At 65.0% G+C, this 14,033-nt stretch carries 13 protein-coding genes; 12 read left to right on the top strand and 1 reads right to left on the bottom strand.

From position 1 onward, the window contains the following. Positions 1 to 68: 68 nt before the first annotated feature. The 9 genes from bioB (at position 69) to NJH59_RS00355 (ending at position 10,403) form a co-directional block, all read left to right on the top strand. Entirely contained in the window at positions 69 to 1,127 is a 1,059-nt protein-coding gene (gene bioB / locus NJH59_RS00395; RefSeq protein ID WP_043863678.1) for a biotin synthase BioB, read from the top strand. Between the two features lie 7 nt (positions 1,128 to 1,134). Next, positions 1,135 to 2,307, top strand: coding sequence for an 8-amino-7-oxononanoate synthase (bioF, locus tag NJH59_RS00390; protein WP_253086213.1), 1,173 nt, complete (start codon positions 1,135 to 1,137; stop codon positions 2,305 to 2,307). After that, entirely contained in the window at positions 2,300 to 3,031 is a 732-nt protein-coding gene (locus tag NJH59_RS00385; protein ID WP_253086212.1) for an alpha/beta fold hydrolase, read from the top strand. The genes bioF and NJH59_RS00385 overlap by 8 nt, the downstream gene beginning before the upstream one ends. After that, positions 3,024 to 3,848 carry a malonyl-ACP O-methyltransferase BioC gene (bioC, locus tag NJH59_RS00380; protein WP_236177171.1) on the top strand — a complete coding sequence of 275 codons (825 nt, stop codon included), beginning with the start codon at positions 3,024 to 3,026 and terminating at the stop codon, positions 3,846 to 3,848. Before NJH59_RS00385 ends, bioC begins: the two co-directional genes overlap by 8 nt. A 1-nt stretch (position 3,849) precedes the next feature. Continuing rightward, positions 3,850 to 4,530, top strand: coding sequence for a dethiobiotin synthase (gene bioD, locus NJH59_RS00375; RefSeq protein WP_043863682.1), 681 nt, complete (start codon positions 3,850 to 3,852; stop codon positions 4,528 to 4,530). A gap of 119 nt (positions 4,531 to 4,649) precedes the next feature. Then, on the top strand, positions 4,650 to 4,946 hold the full coding sequence (locus tag NJH59_RS00370; RefSeq protein WP_043863683.1) for a hypothetical protein: 297 nt from the start codon (positions 4,650 to 4,652) through the stop codon (positions 4,944 to 4,946). Between the two features lie 268 nt (positions 4,947 to 5,214). Next, complete coding sequence (locus NJH59_RS00365; protein ID WP_043863684.1) at positions 5,215 to 7,020, top strand: phenylacyl-CoA dehydrogenase; 1,806 nt, start codon at positions 5,215 to 5,217, stop codon at positions 7,018 to 7,020. Positions 7,021 to 7,218: 198 nt separating this feature from the next. Continuing rightward, complete coding sequence (locus NJH59_RS00360) at positions 7,219 to 8,502, top strand: GGDEF domain-containing protein (protein WP_043863685.1); 1,284 nt, start codon at positions 7,219 to 7,221, stop codon at positions 8,500 to 8,502. A gap of 122 nt (positions 8,503 to 8,624) precedes the next feature. Beyond that, complete coding sequence (locus tag NJH59_RS00355) at positions 8,625 to 10,403, top strand: acyl-CoA dehydrogenase C-terminal domain-containing protein (RefSeq protein ID WP_253086211.1); 1,779 nt, start codon at positions 8,625 to 8,627, stop codon at positions 10,401 to 10,403. Between the two features lie 229 nt (positions 10,404 to 10,632). On the opposite strand, the gene NJH59_RS00350 is transcribed toward NJH59_RS00355, so the two are convergent. Then, entirely contained in the window at positions 10,633 to 11,553 is a 921-nt protein-coding gene (locus NJH59_RS00350) for a LysR substrate-binding domain-containing protein (protein WP_043863687.1), read from the bottom strand. Positions 11,554 to 11,655: 102 nt separating this feature from the next. On the opposite strand from NJH59_RS00350, the gene NJH59_RS00345 reads away from it, so the two are divergent. The 3 genes from NJH59_RS00345 to NJH59_RS00335 all read left to right on the top strand — a co-directional run bounded on the left by NJH59_RS00345 (position 11,656) and on the right by NJH59_RS00335 (position 13,944). Beyond that, positions 11,656 to 12,354 (top strand): MOSC domain-containing protein, encoded by a 699-nt coding sequence (locus tag NJH59_RS00345; RefSeq protein WP_058541823.1) that lies wholly within the window; start codon positions 11,656 to 11,658, stop codon positions 12,352 to 12,354. Then, positions 12,351 to 13,622 carry an aminotransferase class III-fold pyridoxal phosphate-dependent enzyme gene (locus tag NJH59_RS00340; RefSeq protein WP_043863689.1) on the top strand — a complete coding sequence of 424 codons (1,272 nt, stop codon included), beginning with the start codon at positions 12,351 to 12,353 and terminating at the stop codon, positions 13,620 to 13,622. The genes NJH59_RS00345 and NJH59_RS00340 overlap by 4 nt, the downstream gene beginning before the upstream one ends. Before the next feature lie 163 nt (positions 13,623 to 13,785). Next, positions 13,786 to 13,944: a YqaE/Pmp3 family membrane protein gene (locus NJH59_RS00335; protein WP_011063854.1), complete on the top strand. Its 159-nt coding sequence runs from the start codon at positions 13,786 to 13,788 to the stop codon at positions 13,942 to 13,944. Positions 13,945 to 14,033: the final 89 nt, after the last annotated feature.

Here is a 14,033-nt window from a genome sequence, read left to right as displayed (position 1 = left end):
GCTATCCGTGATGCGCTGGCGGGCTTTCCTGTCCCGGCGCCAGTACAAGCCTAAACAAGGAAACACCCATGAGCGCCAGCACAACTGCAACGCTTCGTCACGACTGGTCCCTGGCCGAAGTCAAAGCACTGTTCCAGCTACCGTTCAACGACCTGCTGTTTCAGGCGCAGACCGTTCACCGCGCGCATTTCGACGCCAACCGCGTTCAGGTCTCGACCCTGCTGTCGATCAAGACCGGCGCCTGCCCGGAAGATTGCAAATATTGTCCGCAGTCCGGCCACTACAACACCGGCCTGGAAAAACAGAAGCTGATGGAGGTGCAGAAGGTGCTGGAGGAGGCCGCCCGGGCCAAGGCCATCGGCTCCACGCGCTTCTGCATGGGCGCGGCATGGAAGCACCCGTCGGCCAAGGACATGCCCTACGTGCTGCAGATGGTCAAAGGGGTCAAGGCCCTGGGCCTGGAAACCTGCATGACCCTGGGCAAGCTCGACCAGGAGCAGACCGTGGCCCTGGCCCAGGCCGGCCTGGACTACTACAACCACAACCTGGACACCTCGCCGGAGTTCTACGGCAGCATCATCACCACCCGCACCTACGGCGAGCGCCTGCAGACCCTGGCTTATGTGCGCGATGCCGGGATGAAGATCTGTTCGGGGGGGATCCTGGGCATGGGCGAATCGCTGGACGACCGCGCCGGGCTGCTGATCCAGCTGGCCAACCTCCCGGAGCACCCCGAATCGGTGCCGATCAACATGCTGGTGAAGGTGGCGGGCACGCCGCTCGAAAATGCCGAAGACGTCGACCCGTTCGACTTCATCCGCATGCTGGCAGTGGCGCGTATCCTCATGCCGCAGTCCCATGTGCGCCTGTCGGCCGGGCGCGAGGCGATGAACGAACAGATGCAGGCACTGGCCTTCTTCGCCGGGGCCAACTCGATCTTCTACGGCGAGAAGCTGCTGACCACCGCCAACCCGCAGGCCGACAAGGACATGCAACTGTTCGCGCGCCTGGGCATCCAGCCTGAAGCGCGCGAAGAGCACGCCGACGAGGTGCACCAGGCGGCCATCGAGCAGGCGCTGATCGAGCAGAAGAGCAGCGAGCTGTTCTACGACGCCGCCTCCGCCTGAGGTCGCCATGAGCTTTGATCTGAGTGCGCGCCTGGAACAACGGCGCGCTGCGGCGCTGTATCGCCAGCGCCCCCTGCTGCAGAGCCCGCAGGGGCCGCAGGTGATGGTGGACGGCACGCCGTTGCTGGCGTTTTGCAGCAACGACTACCTGGGCCTGGCCAACCACCCCGAGGTGATCGACGCCTGGCGTGCAGGCGCTGAGCGCTGGGGCGTGGGCGGCGGGGCGTCGCACCTGGTGATCGGCCACAGCTCGCCGCACCATGAACTGGAACTAGCCCTGGCCGAGTTTACCGGTCGCCCGCGCGCGCTGCTGTTCACCACCGGCTACCTGGCCAACCTGGGTGCGTTGACCGCGCTGGTGGGGCAGGGCGACAGCGTGCTGCAGGATCGCCTCAACCATGCTTCGCTGCTGGATGGCGGGTTGCTCAGTGGTGCGCGCTTCAGCCGCTACCTGCACAACGATGCCGACAGCCTCGGCAAGCGCCTGGCCAAGGCTACCGGCAATGCGCTGGTGGTCACCGATGGCGTGTTCAGCATGGATGGCGACATCGCCGACCTGCCGGCGCTGGCTGCCCAGGCGCAGGTCAGGGGCGCCTGGCTGATGGTCGACGATGCCCACGGCTTCGGCACCCTGGGCCGCCACGGCGGTGGCGTGGTGGAGCATTTCGGCCTGGACATGGGGCAGGTACCGGTGCTGGTCGGCACCCTGGGCAAGGCCTTCGGTACCGCCGGTGCATTCGTCGCCGGCAGTGAGGAACTGATCGAGTGCCTGATCCAGTTCGCCCGCCCGTACATCTATACCACCAGCCAGCCACCGGCCCTGGCCTGCGCCACGCTCAGGAGCCTGCAACTGCTGCGTGACGAGCACTGGCGCCGCGAGCACCTGGCTGCGCTGATCCGCCAGTTCCGTCAGGGCGCCGAGCAGATCGGCCTGCACCTGATGGACAGTTTCACGCCGATCCAGCCGATTCTGATCGGCGATGCCGCAAGGGCCATGCGGCTGTCGGCGATGTTGCGCGAACGCGGGCTGATGGTCACGGCGATCCGTCCACCGACGGTGCCGGCCGGCAGTGCCCGGCTGCGCGTGACCCTGACCGCCGCCCACAGCGCCGCGCAGGTACAGCTATTGTTGAATGCATTGGCCGAGTGTCATTCGCTGCTGGAGCCTGCTGATGCGTGATCGACTGATTCTGTTGCCGGGCTGGGGCCTGGGTACCGCTGCACTGGAGCCGTTGGCCGCGAGCTTGCGCGCCCTGGATGCCAAGCTGCACGTGGAGCTGATGCCTCTGCCGGAGCTGGATGGCAGTGACGTGCCTGTATGGCTGGATCACCTGGACCGCACGCTGCCTACCGACACCTGGCTGGGAGGCTGGTCGCTGGGCGGCATGCTCGCCGCCGAGCTGGCGGCGCGACGCGGCGATCACTGCTGCGGGCTGGTGACGCTGGGCAGCAACGCCAGCTTCGTGGCCCGTGCGGGCTGGCCCCATGGCATGCCGACCGACACCTTCAATACCTTTCTCGACGGTTGCCGTAGCCATACGCAAGTGACGCTCAAGCGCTTCAAGTCGCTGTGCAGCCAGGGCGCCCAGGCGCCGCGCAGCCTGGCGCGTTTGCTGGAGGTGGGGGTGCCGGCAACCGACCCGCTGTACCTGGCCACGGGCCTGGAGGTATTGCGGAAACTCGATACCCGGGCTGCGCTGAGCAACTTCGGCGGCCCGCAGTTGCACCTGTTCGCAGGCAGCGACGCGCTGGTGCCGGTCGAGGCGGCCAAGGCGCTGTTCGAACTGCTGCAGGACGTCGAGGTGGGCATTGTCGAGGACAGCGCCCACGCCTTCCTGCTGGAGCACGCCCAGGCGTTGGCGACCTTTATCAAGACCTTCCTGCACGAGAGTGGCGATGACTGATCTTTCCCTGCCCAGGCTGCCCGGCGCCTTGCCCGACAAGCGCCAGGTGGCGGCCTCGTTTTCCCGTGCTGCGGCCAGCTACGACAGTGTCGCCGCGTTGCAGCGGGCGGTGGGCGCTCATCTGCTGGCGCAGCTGCCCGCCGAGTTGCAACCGCGTTGCTGGATCGATCTGGGCAGTGGCACCGGGCATTTCAGCCGGCACTTGCAGCAACGTTATCCACAAGGGCTGGGTGTGGCGGTGGATATCGCCGAAGGCATGCTGCTGCATGCCCGTGAGCTGGGGGGCGCGCATTACCATGTGGCGGGCGATGCCGAGCGTCTGCCGCTGCGTGATGGCAGCGCCGGGCTGATCTTCTCCAGCCTGGCGGTGCAGTGGTGCGCCGACCTGGCTGCGGTGCTGCGTGAAGCGCAGCGGGTTCTGCAGCCTGGGGGCGTGCTGGCGTTCGCCAGCCTGTGCGTGGGCACGCTGTTCGAGCTGCGTGAAAGCTGGCAGGCGGTGGACGGGCTGGTGCACGTCAATCGCTTCCGCCCTCTGGCGCACTACCAGCGTCTGTGTGCCGACAGCGGGCTGCAGGTGCTCGGGCTGGAGGCCCGGCCCCATGTACTGCATTACCCCGATGTGCGCAGCCTGACCCACGAGCTCAAGGCGCTGGGCGCACACAACCTCAACCCCGGTCGCCCCGCCGGCCTGACCGGCAGGGCACGCATGCAGGGCCTGCTGCAGGCCTACGAGCGCTTTCGCCAGCCGCAGGGACTGCCCGCCACCTATCAGGTAGTCTATGCGGTACTGCACAAGCCGCAGCACCAGGGGGATTGAGATGCATGCTGCCTATTTCATCGCCGGCACCGATACCGATGTGGGCAAGACCACCATTGCCGCCGGCCTGCTGCATGCGGCACGTCTGGCCGGCCTGAGTACCCTTGGGGCCAAGCCGGTAGCGTCGGGCTGCGAGGTGACCCCCAAGGGCCTGCGCAACGCCGATGCACTGGCCCTGATCGCGCAAAGCAGCCTCACGCTGCCCTATGCGCAGCTCAACCCGTTTGCCTTCGAGCCCGCCATCGCCCCGCACCTGGCGGCCCGCGAGGCGGGTGTTGCGCTGAGCGTGCAGGCGTTGCTGGCGCCGATGCGCACGGTGCTGGCGCACAACGCCGATTTCACCCTGATCGAAGGGGCGGGTGGCTGGCGGGTGCCGTTGTCCGATCAGGCCAATCTGTCGGACCTGGCGATTGCGCTCAAGCTGCCGGTGATCCTGGTGGTAGGCGTGCGCCTGGGTTGCATCAACCATGCGCTGCTCAGTGCCGAGGCGATTGCCCGCGATGGCCTGCAACTGGCCGGCTGGGTGGCGAACATCATCGAGCCGCGCACCTCGCGCCTGGAGGAGAACCTGGCTTCGCTTGCCGAACGCCTGCCGGCCCCCTGCCTGGGCCGGGTGCCAAAACTCAAGGTGGCCAGCGCCGAGGCGGTGGCCGCATACCTGCAGCTGGATTTGCTCGACTAGGCTGAGTCTATTGAAGGGCACTGTGCCATTAGTGTTTTTGACGGGCCTTTTGCCGGGTTGTCTGCTTCAATAGGGGCCATTGATGTCATCTGTGCCTTCCGTCACCTGGAGAGTTTGAAATGGAAATCTCGGGCAGTTCCGCATTCTATGCCGGCCTGGGCGCCATTCAGAGCGGCCAGAACCGCGTCGATCAGGCCGCCAGCCAGATCGCCAACACCACTGTCGAACGTGCTGCCACCAGCCAGTCCAGCGACTACCAGGCCGAACGCCTGCGCTCGGTCGACCGCAGCCAGCAGATGGACCTGGCCACCAGCACCGTCGAACTTGCCCTGGGCAAGCATCAGGTCGAGCTGGGTGTCAAAGTGGCCAAGGCCTCCGACGAAATGCTCGGCACGCTGATCGATACCTACGCCTGAGCCAGCAGGCCCTCGCACCTCCCCGGTTTTACCCCTACATCCTGACTCGACGCCCTGGCCCAATGCCGGGCGCCTTGTCGTGCCTGCGTTCTGGCGAGCGGGGCCGGAGCGTAGCCTGCCATGGCAGAAATGCCCTCATGGGGGTGCTTGACAAGGTTTCGGCGTAAACGTATGTTTCAAACAACTGTTTGACCGAAAGCCGCCTAGAGCTGGTCGGTGTATGTCGCGGTCTCCCTATTCAAGGATCCATCAGCAGAGGTTCATCGCTATGCCTGATTACAAAGCCCCCTTGCGTGATATTCGTTTCGTTCGCGATGAACTGCTGGGCTACGAAGCGCACTATCAGAGCCTGCCGGCTTGCCAGGACGCCACCCCCGACATGGTCGATGCGATCCTCGAGGAAGGCGCCAAGTTTTGTGAACAGGTACTGGCCCCGCTGAACCGTGTGGGCGACCTGGAAGGCTGCACCTGGAGCGAGTCGGGCGTTAAGACCCCCACCGGCTTCAAGGAAGCCTACAAGCAGTTCGTCGAAGGCGGCTGGCCGAGCCTGGCCCATGACGTCGATCACGGCGGCCAGGGTCTGCCCGAGTCGCTGGGCCTGGCGGTCAGCGAAATGGTCGGCGAGTCGAACTGGTCGTGGGGCATGTACCCAGGCCTGTCGCACGGCGCGATGAACACCATCTCCGAGCACGGCACCGCCGAGCAGCAGAACACCTACCTGACCAAGCTGGTATCCGGCGAATGGACCGGCACCATGTGCCTGACCGAACCGCACTGCGGTACCGACCTGGGCATGCTGCGCACCAAGGCCGAACCTCAGGCCGACGGTTCCTACAAGGTCACCGGCACCAAGATCTTCATCTCGGCCGGTGAACACGACATGGCCGACAACATCGTGCACATCGTGCTGGCGCGCCTGCCCGATGCACCGGCCGGCACCAAAGGCATCTCGCTGTTCATCGTGCCCAAGTTCCTGCCGACCGCCGAAGGCGGTGTGGGCGAGCGCAACGCCGTTTCCTGTGGCTCCATCGAACACAAGATGGGCATCCACGGCAACGCCACCTGCGTGATGAACTTCGACGCCGCCACCGGCTACCTGATCGGCCCGGCCAACAAGGGCCTGAACTGCATGTTCACCTTCATGAACACCGCTCGCCTGGGTACCGCGCTGCAAGGCCTGGCCCACGCCGAAGTGGCGTTCCAGGGCGGCCTGAAGTATGCCCGCGACCGCCTGCAGATGCGTTCGCTGACCGGCCCCAAGGCGCCGGACAAGGCGGCTGACCCGATCATCGTCCACCCGGACGTGCGTCGCATGCTGCTGACCATGAAAGCCTTCGCCGAAGGCAACCGCGCGATGGTGTACTTCACCGCCAAGCAGGTCGACATCGTCAAGTACAGCCAGGACGAAGAAGAGAAGAAGAAGGCCGACGCACTGCTGGCCTTCATGACCCCGATCGCCAAGGCGTTCATGACCGAAGTCGGCTTCGAGTCGGCCAACCACGGCGTGCAGATCTACGGCGGCCACGGCTTCATCGCCGAGTGGGGCATGGAGCAGAACGTTCGCGACAGCCGCATCTCGATGCTGTACGAAGGCACCACCGGCATCCAGGCGCTGGACCTGCTGGGCCGCAAGGTGCTGATGACCCAGGGCGAGGCGCTCAAGGGCTTCACCAAGATCGTGCACAAGTTCGTCCAGAACAACGAAGGCAACGAGGCCATCAGCGAGTTTGTCGCGCCATTGGCCAAGTTGAACAAGGAGTGGGGCGAATTGACCATGAAGGTCGGCATGGCCGCGATGAAGGACCGCGAAGAAGTCGGTGCCGCCTCGGTGGACTACCTGATGTACTCCGGTTACGCCTGCCTGGCCTACTTCTGGGCCGACATGGCGCGCCTGGCCGCCGAGAAACTGGCTGCCGGCACCAGCGAAGAGGCGTTCTACACCGCCAAGCTGCAGACCGCGCGCTTCTACTTCCAGCGCATCCTGCCGCGGACCCGCACGCATGTGGAAACCATGCTGTCGGGCGCGAGCAACCTGATGGACATGAACGAAGAGCATTTCGGGCTCTCGTACTGAGTCATCGCCTGAAGCAAGAAAGCCCGCCCTTACCGGCGGGTTTTTTTATGCGCCAGTCAGAACCTGATACGAATACGTGCTAAGCCCTGCTCCCACCCTGCCGTTACAAGTGCTGCCGGCATATTCATCTATTCATGTGCGCTGCCGACACATTAAAGGCACAATGCCATTACTTGATCTGCCGGGTCGGAGATTCCCTTGTTTCGTTTATCCGCTGTACGACTGAGCCATTTTCTGCCGTCACTGTTCCTGCTGGTGTCGGGGCTCGCCGCTGCTTATGTCAGAGACCTCAACGTCTTCTTCACCTCGCTGTTCAACGTGCTGCCAACCCTGGTGCTGCTGCTGGGCGGGGCCTACTGCACGGTCTACCGCCGTCAGCGTGAACTGTTCCTGATGGTCACGGTGTATATCGCCTACTTCCTGCTCGACACCCAGACCGACTACTACCGCGACAATGGCGTGGTACGCCAGGACGCCGCCGTGGTGTTCCACCTGGTGTGCCTGTTGCTGCCCATCCTGTTTGCGCTGTACGGCGCCTGGCAGGAGCGCACGCACCTGTTCCAGGACATGGTGGCGCGCTTTGCCGTGCTGCTGGCGGTCGGCAGCACGGCGCTGGGGCTGGAGCAGAGCTACCCGCAGGCGCTGCTCAACTGGCTCGCGGAAATCCGCTGGCCGGCGCTGCACGGTCAGTGGATGAGCCTGATCCAGCTGGCCTACCCGGTGTTTCTGCTCGCCTTCATCCTGCTGGTGGTGCAGTACCTGCGCGAACCGCGCCCGCTGCATGCGGCGCAGGTGATCGGTCTGATGGGGATCTTCTGGATGCTGCCGCAGACCTTCATCCTGCCCTTCACCCTGAATATCATGTGCAGCCAGGTGATGCTGATGATCGCCGCCGCGGTCTCCCACGAGGCCTACCAGATGGCGTTTCGCGACGAGCTCACCGGCCTGCCGGGGCGCCGCGCGCTCAACGAGCGCATGCAGCGTCTGGGGCGCAACTATGTGCTGGCGATGACCGACGTCGACCACTTCAAGAAATTCAACGATACCCACGGGCACGACGTGGGCGACCAGGTGCTGCGCCTGGTGGCCAGCAAACTGTCCAAGGTCACCGGCGGGGGCCGCGCCTACCGCTATGGCGGCGAGGAGTTCGCCCTGGTGTTCGCGGCCAAGACCATCGAGGAATGCCTGCCGCACCTGGAGGCGGTGCGCGAGGTGATCGCCAACTACAATATCCAGCTGCGCAACCAGGACAGCCGCCCCCAGGACGACCAGCAGGGGCGACAACGCCGTGGGGCGGCCGGGGCCAGCAGCGTGTCGGTGACCATCAGCATCGGTGCCGCCGAGCGCCTGCCCGAGCACCGCAGCCCCGATGAGGTGCTCAAGTCGGCCGACCAGGCGCTGTACAGTGCCAAGGGAGCGGGGCGTAACTGCACCATGACCTACGGCCACCAGAGCAAGCGTGGAGCGGTGCGCACGGCGTGACCAGAAGTGACCATATGGTCGCCAGATGACCCTATGTGTCACAAAAGTTGTTAGGTTACACTGGCTCGCAACTGTGTAGCGGCCCTGCGGGGCCGTCCCGACTCAAGGTGTGAGAGGTTGCCATGGCTGACTATAAAGCGCCCCTGCGCGATATGCGCTTCGTCCTCAACGAAGTCTTCGAAGTATCCCGGCTGTGGGCACAACTGCCCGGGCTGGCCGAGGCGGTCGACGAAGAAACCGCACTGGCGGTGCTCGAGGAAGCCGGCAAGGTCACCAGCCAGCGCATCGCTCCGCTGAGCCGCAGCGCCGACGAAGAGGGCTGCCATTGGGACAACGGCGCTGTGCGCACCCCGGCCGGCTTCATCGATGCCTACCGCACCTACGCCGATGGCGGCTGGGTGGGCGTGGGCGGCGACCCTGCCTATGGCGGCATGGGCATGCCCAAGGTGATCTCTGCCCAGGTCGAAGAAATGGTCAACTCCTCGAGCCTGGCCTTCGGCCTGTACCCGATGCTGACCGCCGGTGCCTGCCTGTCGATCAACGCCCACGCCAGCGAAGAGCTCAAGACGCGGTACCTGCCCAACATGTACGCCGGGGTCTGGGCCGGCTCCATGTGCCTGACCGAGCCCCACGCCGGTACCGACCTTGGCATCATACGTACCCGCGCCGAGCCGCAGGCCGACGGCAGCTACAAGGTCACCGGCACCAAGATCTTCATCACCGGCGGCGAACACGACCTGACCGAGAACATCATCCACCTGGTGCTGGCCAAGCTGCCTGACGCCCCGGCCGGGCCCAAGGGCATCTCGCTGTTCCTGGTGCCCAAGTTCCTGGTCAACCCCGACGGCAGCCTGGGCGAGCGCAACCCGGCCACCTGTGGCTCCATCGAGCACAAGATGGGCATCCAGGCCTCGGCCACCTGCGTGATGAACTTCGACAGCGCCGTGGGCTACCTGGTCGGCGAGCCGAACAAGGGCCTGGCAGCGATGTTCACCATGATGAACTACGAGCGTCTGGGGGTCGGCATCCAGGGCCTGGCATCGGCCGAGCGTTCCTACCAGAACGCCATCGAATACGCCCGCGACCGCCTGCAGAGCCGTGCACCTACCGGGCCCCAGGCCAGGGACAAGACTGCCGACCCGATCATCGTGCACCCCGATGTGCGGCGCATGCTGCTGACCATGAAGGCACTGAACGAAGGCGGCCGGGCTTTCTCCACCTATGTTGCGATGCAGCTCGATACCGCCAAGTTCAGCGAAGACCGCGAGGCCCGCAAGCGCGCCGAAGACCTGGTGGCGCTGCTGACGCCGGTGTCCAAGGCGTTTCTCACCGACCTGGGCCTGGAAGTGACCGTGCATGGCCAGCAGGTGTTCGGCGGCCATGGCTACATTCGCGAGTGGGGCCAGGAGCAACTGGTGCGCGACGTGCGCATCACCCAGATCTACGAAGGCACCAATGGCATCCAGGCCCTGGATCTGATGGGCCGCAAGGTGGTGGGTAGCGGCGGGGCGTTCTACAAGCTGTTCGCCGACGAGATCCGCCATTTCATCGCCACCGCCGACACGGCGCTGGGCGAGTTCGTCAAACCGCTGGAGACGGCGCTGGACAGCCTCGACGAACTGACCGCCTGGGTGCTCGACCGCGCCAAGGCGAACCCCAACGAAATCGGCGCGGCGTCGGTGGAGTACCTGCACGCCTTCGGCTACACCGCCTATGCCTACATGTGGGCACTGATGGCCCGCACGGCCCTGGCCAAACAGGGTGAGGACGACTTCTACGCCAGCAAGCTGGGCACCGCACGCTTCTACTTCGCCCGCCTGCTGCCGCGTATTCACTCGCTCAGCGCCTCGGTGAAGGCGGGCAGCGAGTCGTTGTACCTGCTCGACGCGGAACAGTTTTGATCTGACGGCGTCATGTAAGCATTTGCTTACATGACGTGGTGACGTTTAGCCTCTTCCGTAAGATTGGATCCACAGCTAATCTTCACCTCATGGACGTCGCGCAGGATGCGCACAGTACATAACAGGGACACGGAAGGATTTCCTGCCAGGACGGCGGGACGAAAAGGATGTCAGGGAAACAGTCTGCAAAACCCCGCTTCGGCGGGGTTTTCTTTTGCCCGGGTTTTTTCTAGCCGAGCACATCCAGAGGTGAACCGCCGATCTGGCGAGGGTCGATCTCTTCCTCCAGCAGATTGCGCAGCAGCTCAACCGACGCCTGCTGGCGCTGCGCATCGCGAAACACCAGGCCTACCTTCAGTGGCACCCGCGGCTCGCTCAGCGGCTTCCAGAGCAGCTCTGGATCGTCCGTGGCGTCGCGCGCACGCCCCGGCAACACGGTTGCCAGCGAGGTATGCGCCAGGCTGTCGAGAATCCCGCCCATGTTGTTCATCTCGGCCTGCACCTGCGGGCGGCGCCCGAGGTTGGCCAGTTGCGCCTGCCAGATCTGGCGTACCTGGAACTCTTCGCCCAGCATCAGCATGGGCAGTTCGGCGGCCTGCTTGAGCGAGACCTTCTTGAATTCGCGCAGCGGGTGCGTGTGCGGGATCACCAGTTGCAGCTCGTCTTCGTACAGCAGCAGGCCGTGAAGGCCCGGCTGGCGCGGCGGCAGGTAGCTGATGCCGATGTCCAGGGTGCCGTTGAGCAGGCGCCGTTCGATCTCCAGCCCCGACAGTTCGTAGATCTGCACCACCAGGTGTGGTTGCGCCTTGCGCAGGCGGTCGAGCAGTTGCGGCACCAGGCTCGGCCGTACCGTCTGCAGCACGCCGATGGCCAGGGTCCGCAAGGCCTGCCCGCGGAAGTTGCGCAACGCCTCGCGGGCGCGTTGCAGGCCGTCGAGCAGGGGCAGGGCGTGGTTGTACAGTGTGTGTGCGGCCAGGGTTGGCAACAGGCGCTTGTTGCCCCGTTCGAACAGGCTCACATCGAGGCTGTGTTCGAGCTGGCGGATCTGCTGCGACAGCGCTGGCTGCGACAGTGAAAGGCGTTCGGCGGCCCGGCCCACATGGCCTTCTTCGTACACCGCGACGAAATAACGCAGTTGGCGAAAATCCATAAGCAATACTTATCAAAAAAGCTCGAAAAACGAAATGGCCGAAGGCCCGCGAGAAGCCTAGTCTATCCCGTATTCACAAGGTTTACAGGGCCAGAAGGCGCGATGAATACCGTGTATGTGGATGGCGTTTACATAGGCAAGGCAAAAAATGTCGGTTATGGGTTACTCACCGATATCGATAAGGAACAGGTTGCAAGAAGGCTGTGGTTATGGCCACAGGGGCTGGGCAGCGACGAACACGGCGACCCGCGCTTCCATACCGGCCCCGAGCGGGCCTTGCACCACTATCCGGCCGAGCACTACGCCTGGTGGCGGCGACGTTATCCACAGATCGACTGGTGCGCGCCGGGTTTTGGCGAAAACCTCTCGACCCGCGGCCTTACCGAAGAGCACGTCTGTCTGGGCGACATGTTCCGCTGGGGCGGGGCGCTGCTGCAGGTCAGCCAGCCGCGCTCGCCGTGCTACCGCCTGAGCCATCGCTGGGGCTTGCCGAACCTGCCGCAACAGGCGCAGGACGCGCTGCGCTGCGGCTGGTTCTACCGGGTGCTCAAGCCTGGCTTCGTCAGCGCCGATGAGCCGTTCGAACTGATACAACGCAGCTATCCGGGCCTGACCGTGGCCTGGGCACTGCATACTTTTTACCGTGAACCTCTGGAGCATGCGGGTTTGAAAAAGCTGGTGGATTGTCCGGCCCTCTCGTCACGCTGGCGCGACATCGCGATCAAGCGCCTGCGCAGCGGCCAGGTCGAGGACTGGGCCGCGCGCCTGCTTGGCCTGCCGCTGGAAGGGCTGCGCGCATGAACCTGTTCAATCTGCGTCGCCAGGCGGCGCGCGCTGCCGAGCAGGCACCGGCGCCGGTGGCACTGGCCCAGGCCGAGCAGTTGTCGCGGGAATGCCTGATGCCGGCCACCGAGCGTGCGCCACAGGTGTTCGTGCGCGGCCAGGGTTCGTGGCTGTGGGACAACGAAGGCCGCGCCTATCTGGATTTCACCCAGGGTTGCGCGGTGAACAGCCTCGGGCACAGCCCCAAGGCGCTGGTGCAGGCACTGAGCAGCCAGGCCCAGGCATTGATCAACCCCGGCGCCGGCTTTCATAACCGTGGCCTGTTGAGCCTGGTCAACCGCCTGTGCCAGAGCACCGGCAGCGATCAGGCCTACCTGCTCAACAGTGGTGCCGAAGCCTGCGAAGGTGCGATCAAGCTGGCGCGCAAGTGGGGCCAGCTGCATCGCAATGGCGCCTACCACATCATCACTGCGCGCCAGAGCTGCCACGGGCGCAGCCTGGGGGCGCTGTCGGCCTCCGACCCGTCGGCGTGCAACCGCTGCGAGCCCGGCCTGCCGGGTTTCAGCAAGGTGCCGTTCAACGATCTGGCCGCGCTGCATGCAGCAGTGGACTCGCGTACCGTGGCGATCATGCTCGAGCCGATCCAGGGCGAGGCCGGGGTGATCCCGGCCACCCAGCAGTACCTCAAGGGTGTCGAGCGCCTGTGCCGCGAACTGGGCATCCTGCTGATCCTGGATGAGGTGCAGACCGGCGTGGGCCGTTGCGGCGCGCTGCTGGCCGAGCAGACCTACGGCGTGCGCGCCGACATCATCACCCTGGGCAAGGGCCTGGGCGGCGGTGTGCCGCTGGCCGCCCTGCTGGCGCGGGGTACGGCCTGCTGCGCCGAGGCCGGCGAGCTGGAAGGCAGTCACCATGGCAATGCACTGATGAGTGCGGCGGGCCTGGCGATTCTCGATGCCGTGCTGGAGCCGGGCTTCATGGAGCAGGTGCAGGCGTCGGGGCGGCACCTGCGTGATGGCCTGAGCCACCTGGCGGGGCGTTATGGCCAGGGCGAGGTGCGCGGCCAGGGCTTGCTGTGGGGCCTGGAGCTGAGCGACGACTCGGCCGCAGCCCTGGTCAAGGCGGCGCTGCAGGAAGGGCTGCTGCTCAATGCGGCGCAGGCCAATGTGCTGCGCTTTTCGCCGGCGCTGACCGTCAGCCGCGGCAACATCGACGAAATGCTGCTGCGCCTGGCGCGTGCCTTTGCCCGTGTGCACACGGCGCAACTCAACCAGCGGCGTGCCTGACCCGGTAGCGCCGTACCGAATTCAACGAACCGTCTCGCGTTCCTGCGCATCGCCCCGGGCCTGATCCTTTTGGCCTGGGGCGTTTTTTTATGGGGGATGGCTATTTGAACCAGTGGGGGGTGCTTGCAGTCTGTAGTTAGGACTTTAGACAAGGAGCTGCCCGATGGACCTGATCCGAATTATCTTCGCCATTCTGTTGCCGCCGCTGGGCGTGTTCCTGCAGGTGGGTTTTGGTGGCGCCTTCTGGCTGAACATCCTGCTCACCTTGTGCGGTTACATTCCGGGGATCGTGCACGCGGTGTACATCATCGCCAAGCGCTAGACCGCGTCGCGGCCATCGCCTGTAGGAGCCGGCGTTGCCGGCGAATGGGCCTGTACGGTTCAGACCGCGCTGGGACATTCGCCAGCAAG

Origin of the sequence: Pseudomonas sp. VE 267-6A, from assembly GCF_024126555.1 — a bacterium.
Lineage (GTDB): Bacteria > Pseudomonadota > Gammaproteobacteria > Pseudomonadales > Pseudomonadaceae > Aquipseudomonas > Aquipseudomonas palmensis.
The sequence above is the reverse complement of the archived record's forward strand: the minus strand, read 5'-3'. Positions and strand labels throughout refer to the sequence as shown.

What these genes read in the sequence shown, in the direction of transcription:
- bioB (WP_043863678.1), top strand. Translation starts at nt 69, where the DNA reads ATGAGCGCCAGCACAACTGCAACGCTTCGTCACGACTGGTCCCTGGCC.
- bioF (WP_253086213.1), top strand. Translation starts at nt 1,135, where the DNA reads ATGAGCTTTGATCTGAGTGCGCGCCTGGAACAACGGCGCGCTGCGGCG.
- NJH59_RS00385 (WP_253086212.1), top strand. Translation starts at nt 2,300, where the DNA reads ATGCGTGATCGACTGATTCTGTTGCCGGGCTGGGGCCTGGGTACCGCT.
- bioC (WP_236177171.1), top strand. Translation starts at nt 3,024, where the DNA reads ATGACTGATCTTTCCCTGCCCAGGCTGCCCGGCGCCTTGCCCGACAAG.
- bioD (WP_043863682.1), top strand. Translation starts at nt 3,850, where the DNA reads ATGCATGCTGCCTATTTCATCGCCGGCACCGATACCGATGTGGGCAAG.
- NJH59_RS00370 (WP_043863683.1), top strand. Translation starts at nt 4,650, where the DNA reads ATGGAAATCTCGGGCAGTTCCGCATTCTATGCCGGCCTGGGCGCCATT.
- NJH59_RS00365 (WP_043863684.1), top strand. Translation starts at nt 5,215, where the DNA reads ATGCCTGATTACAAAGCCCCCTTGCGTGATATTCGTTTCGTTCGCGAT.
- NJH59_RS00355 (WP_253086211.1), top strand. Translation starts at nt 8,625, where the DNA reads ATGGCTGACTATAAAGCGCCCCTGCGCGATATGCGCTTCGTCCTCAAC.
- NJH59_RS00350 (WP_043863687.1), bottom strand. Translation starts at nt 11,553, where the DNA reads ATGGATTTTCGCCAACTGCGTTATTTCGTCGCGGTGTACGAAGAAGGC.
- NJH59_RS00345 (WP_058541823.1), top strand. Translation starts at nt 11,656, where the DNA reads ATGAATACCGTGTATGTGGATGGCGTTTACATAGGCAAGGCAAAAAAT.
- NJH59_RS00340 (WP_043863689.1), top strand. Translation starts at nt 12,351, where the DNA reads ATGAACCTGTTCAATCTGCGTCGCCAGGCGGCGCGCGCTGCCGAGCAG.
- NJH59_RS00335 (WP_011063854.1), top strand. Translation starts at nt 13,786, where the DNA reads ATGGACCTGATCCGAATTATCTTCGCCATTCTGTTGCCGCCGCTGGGC.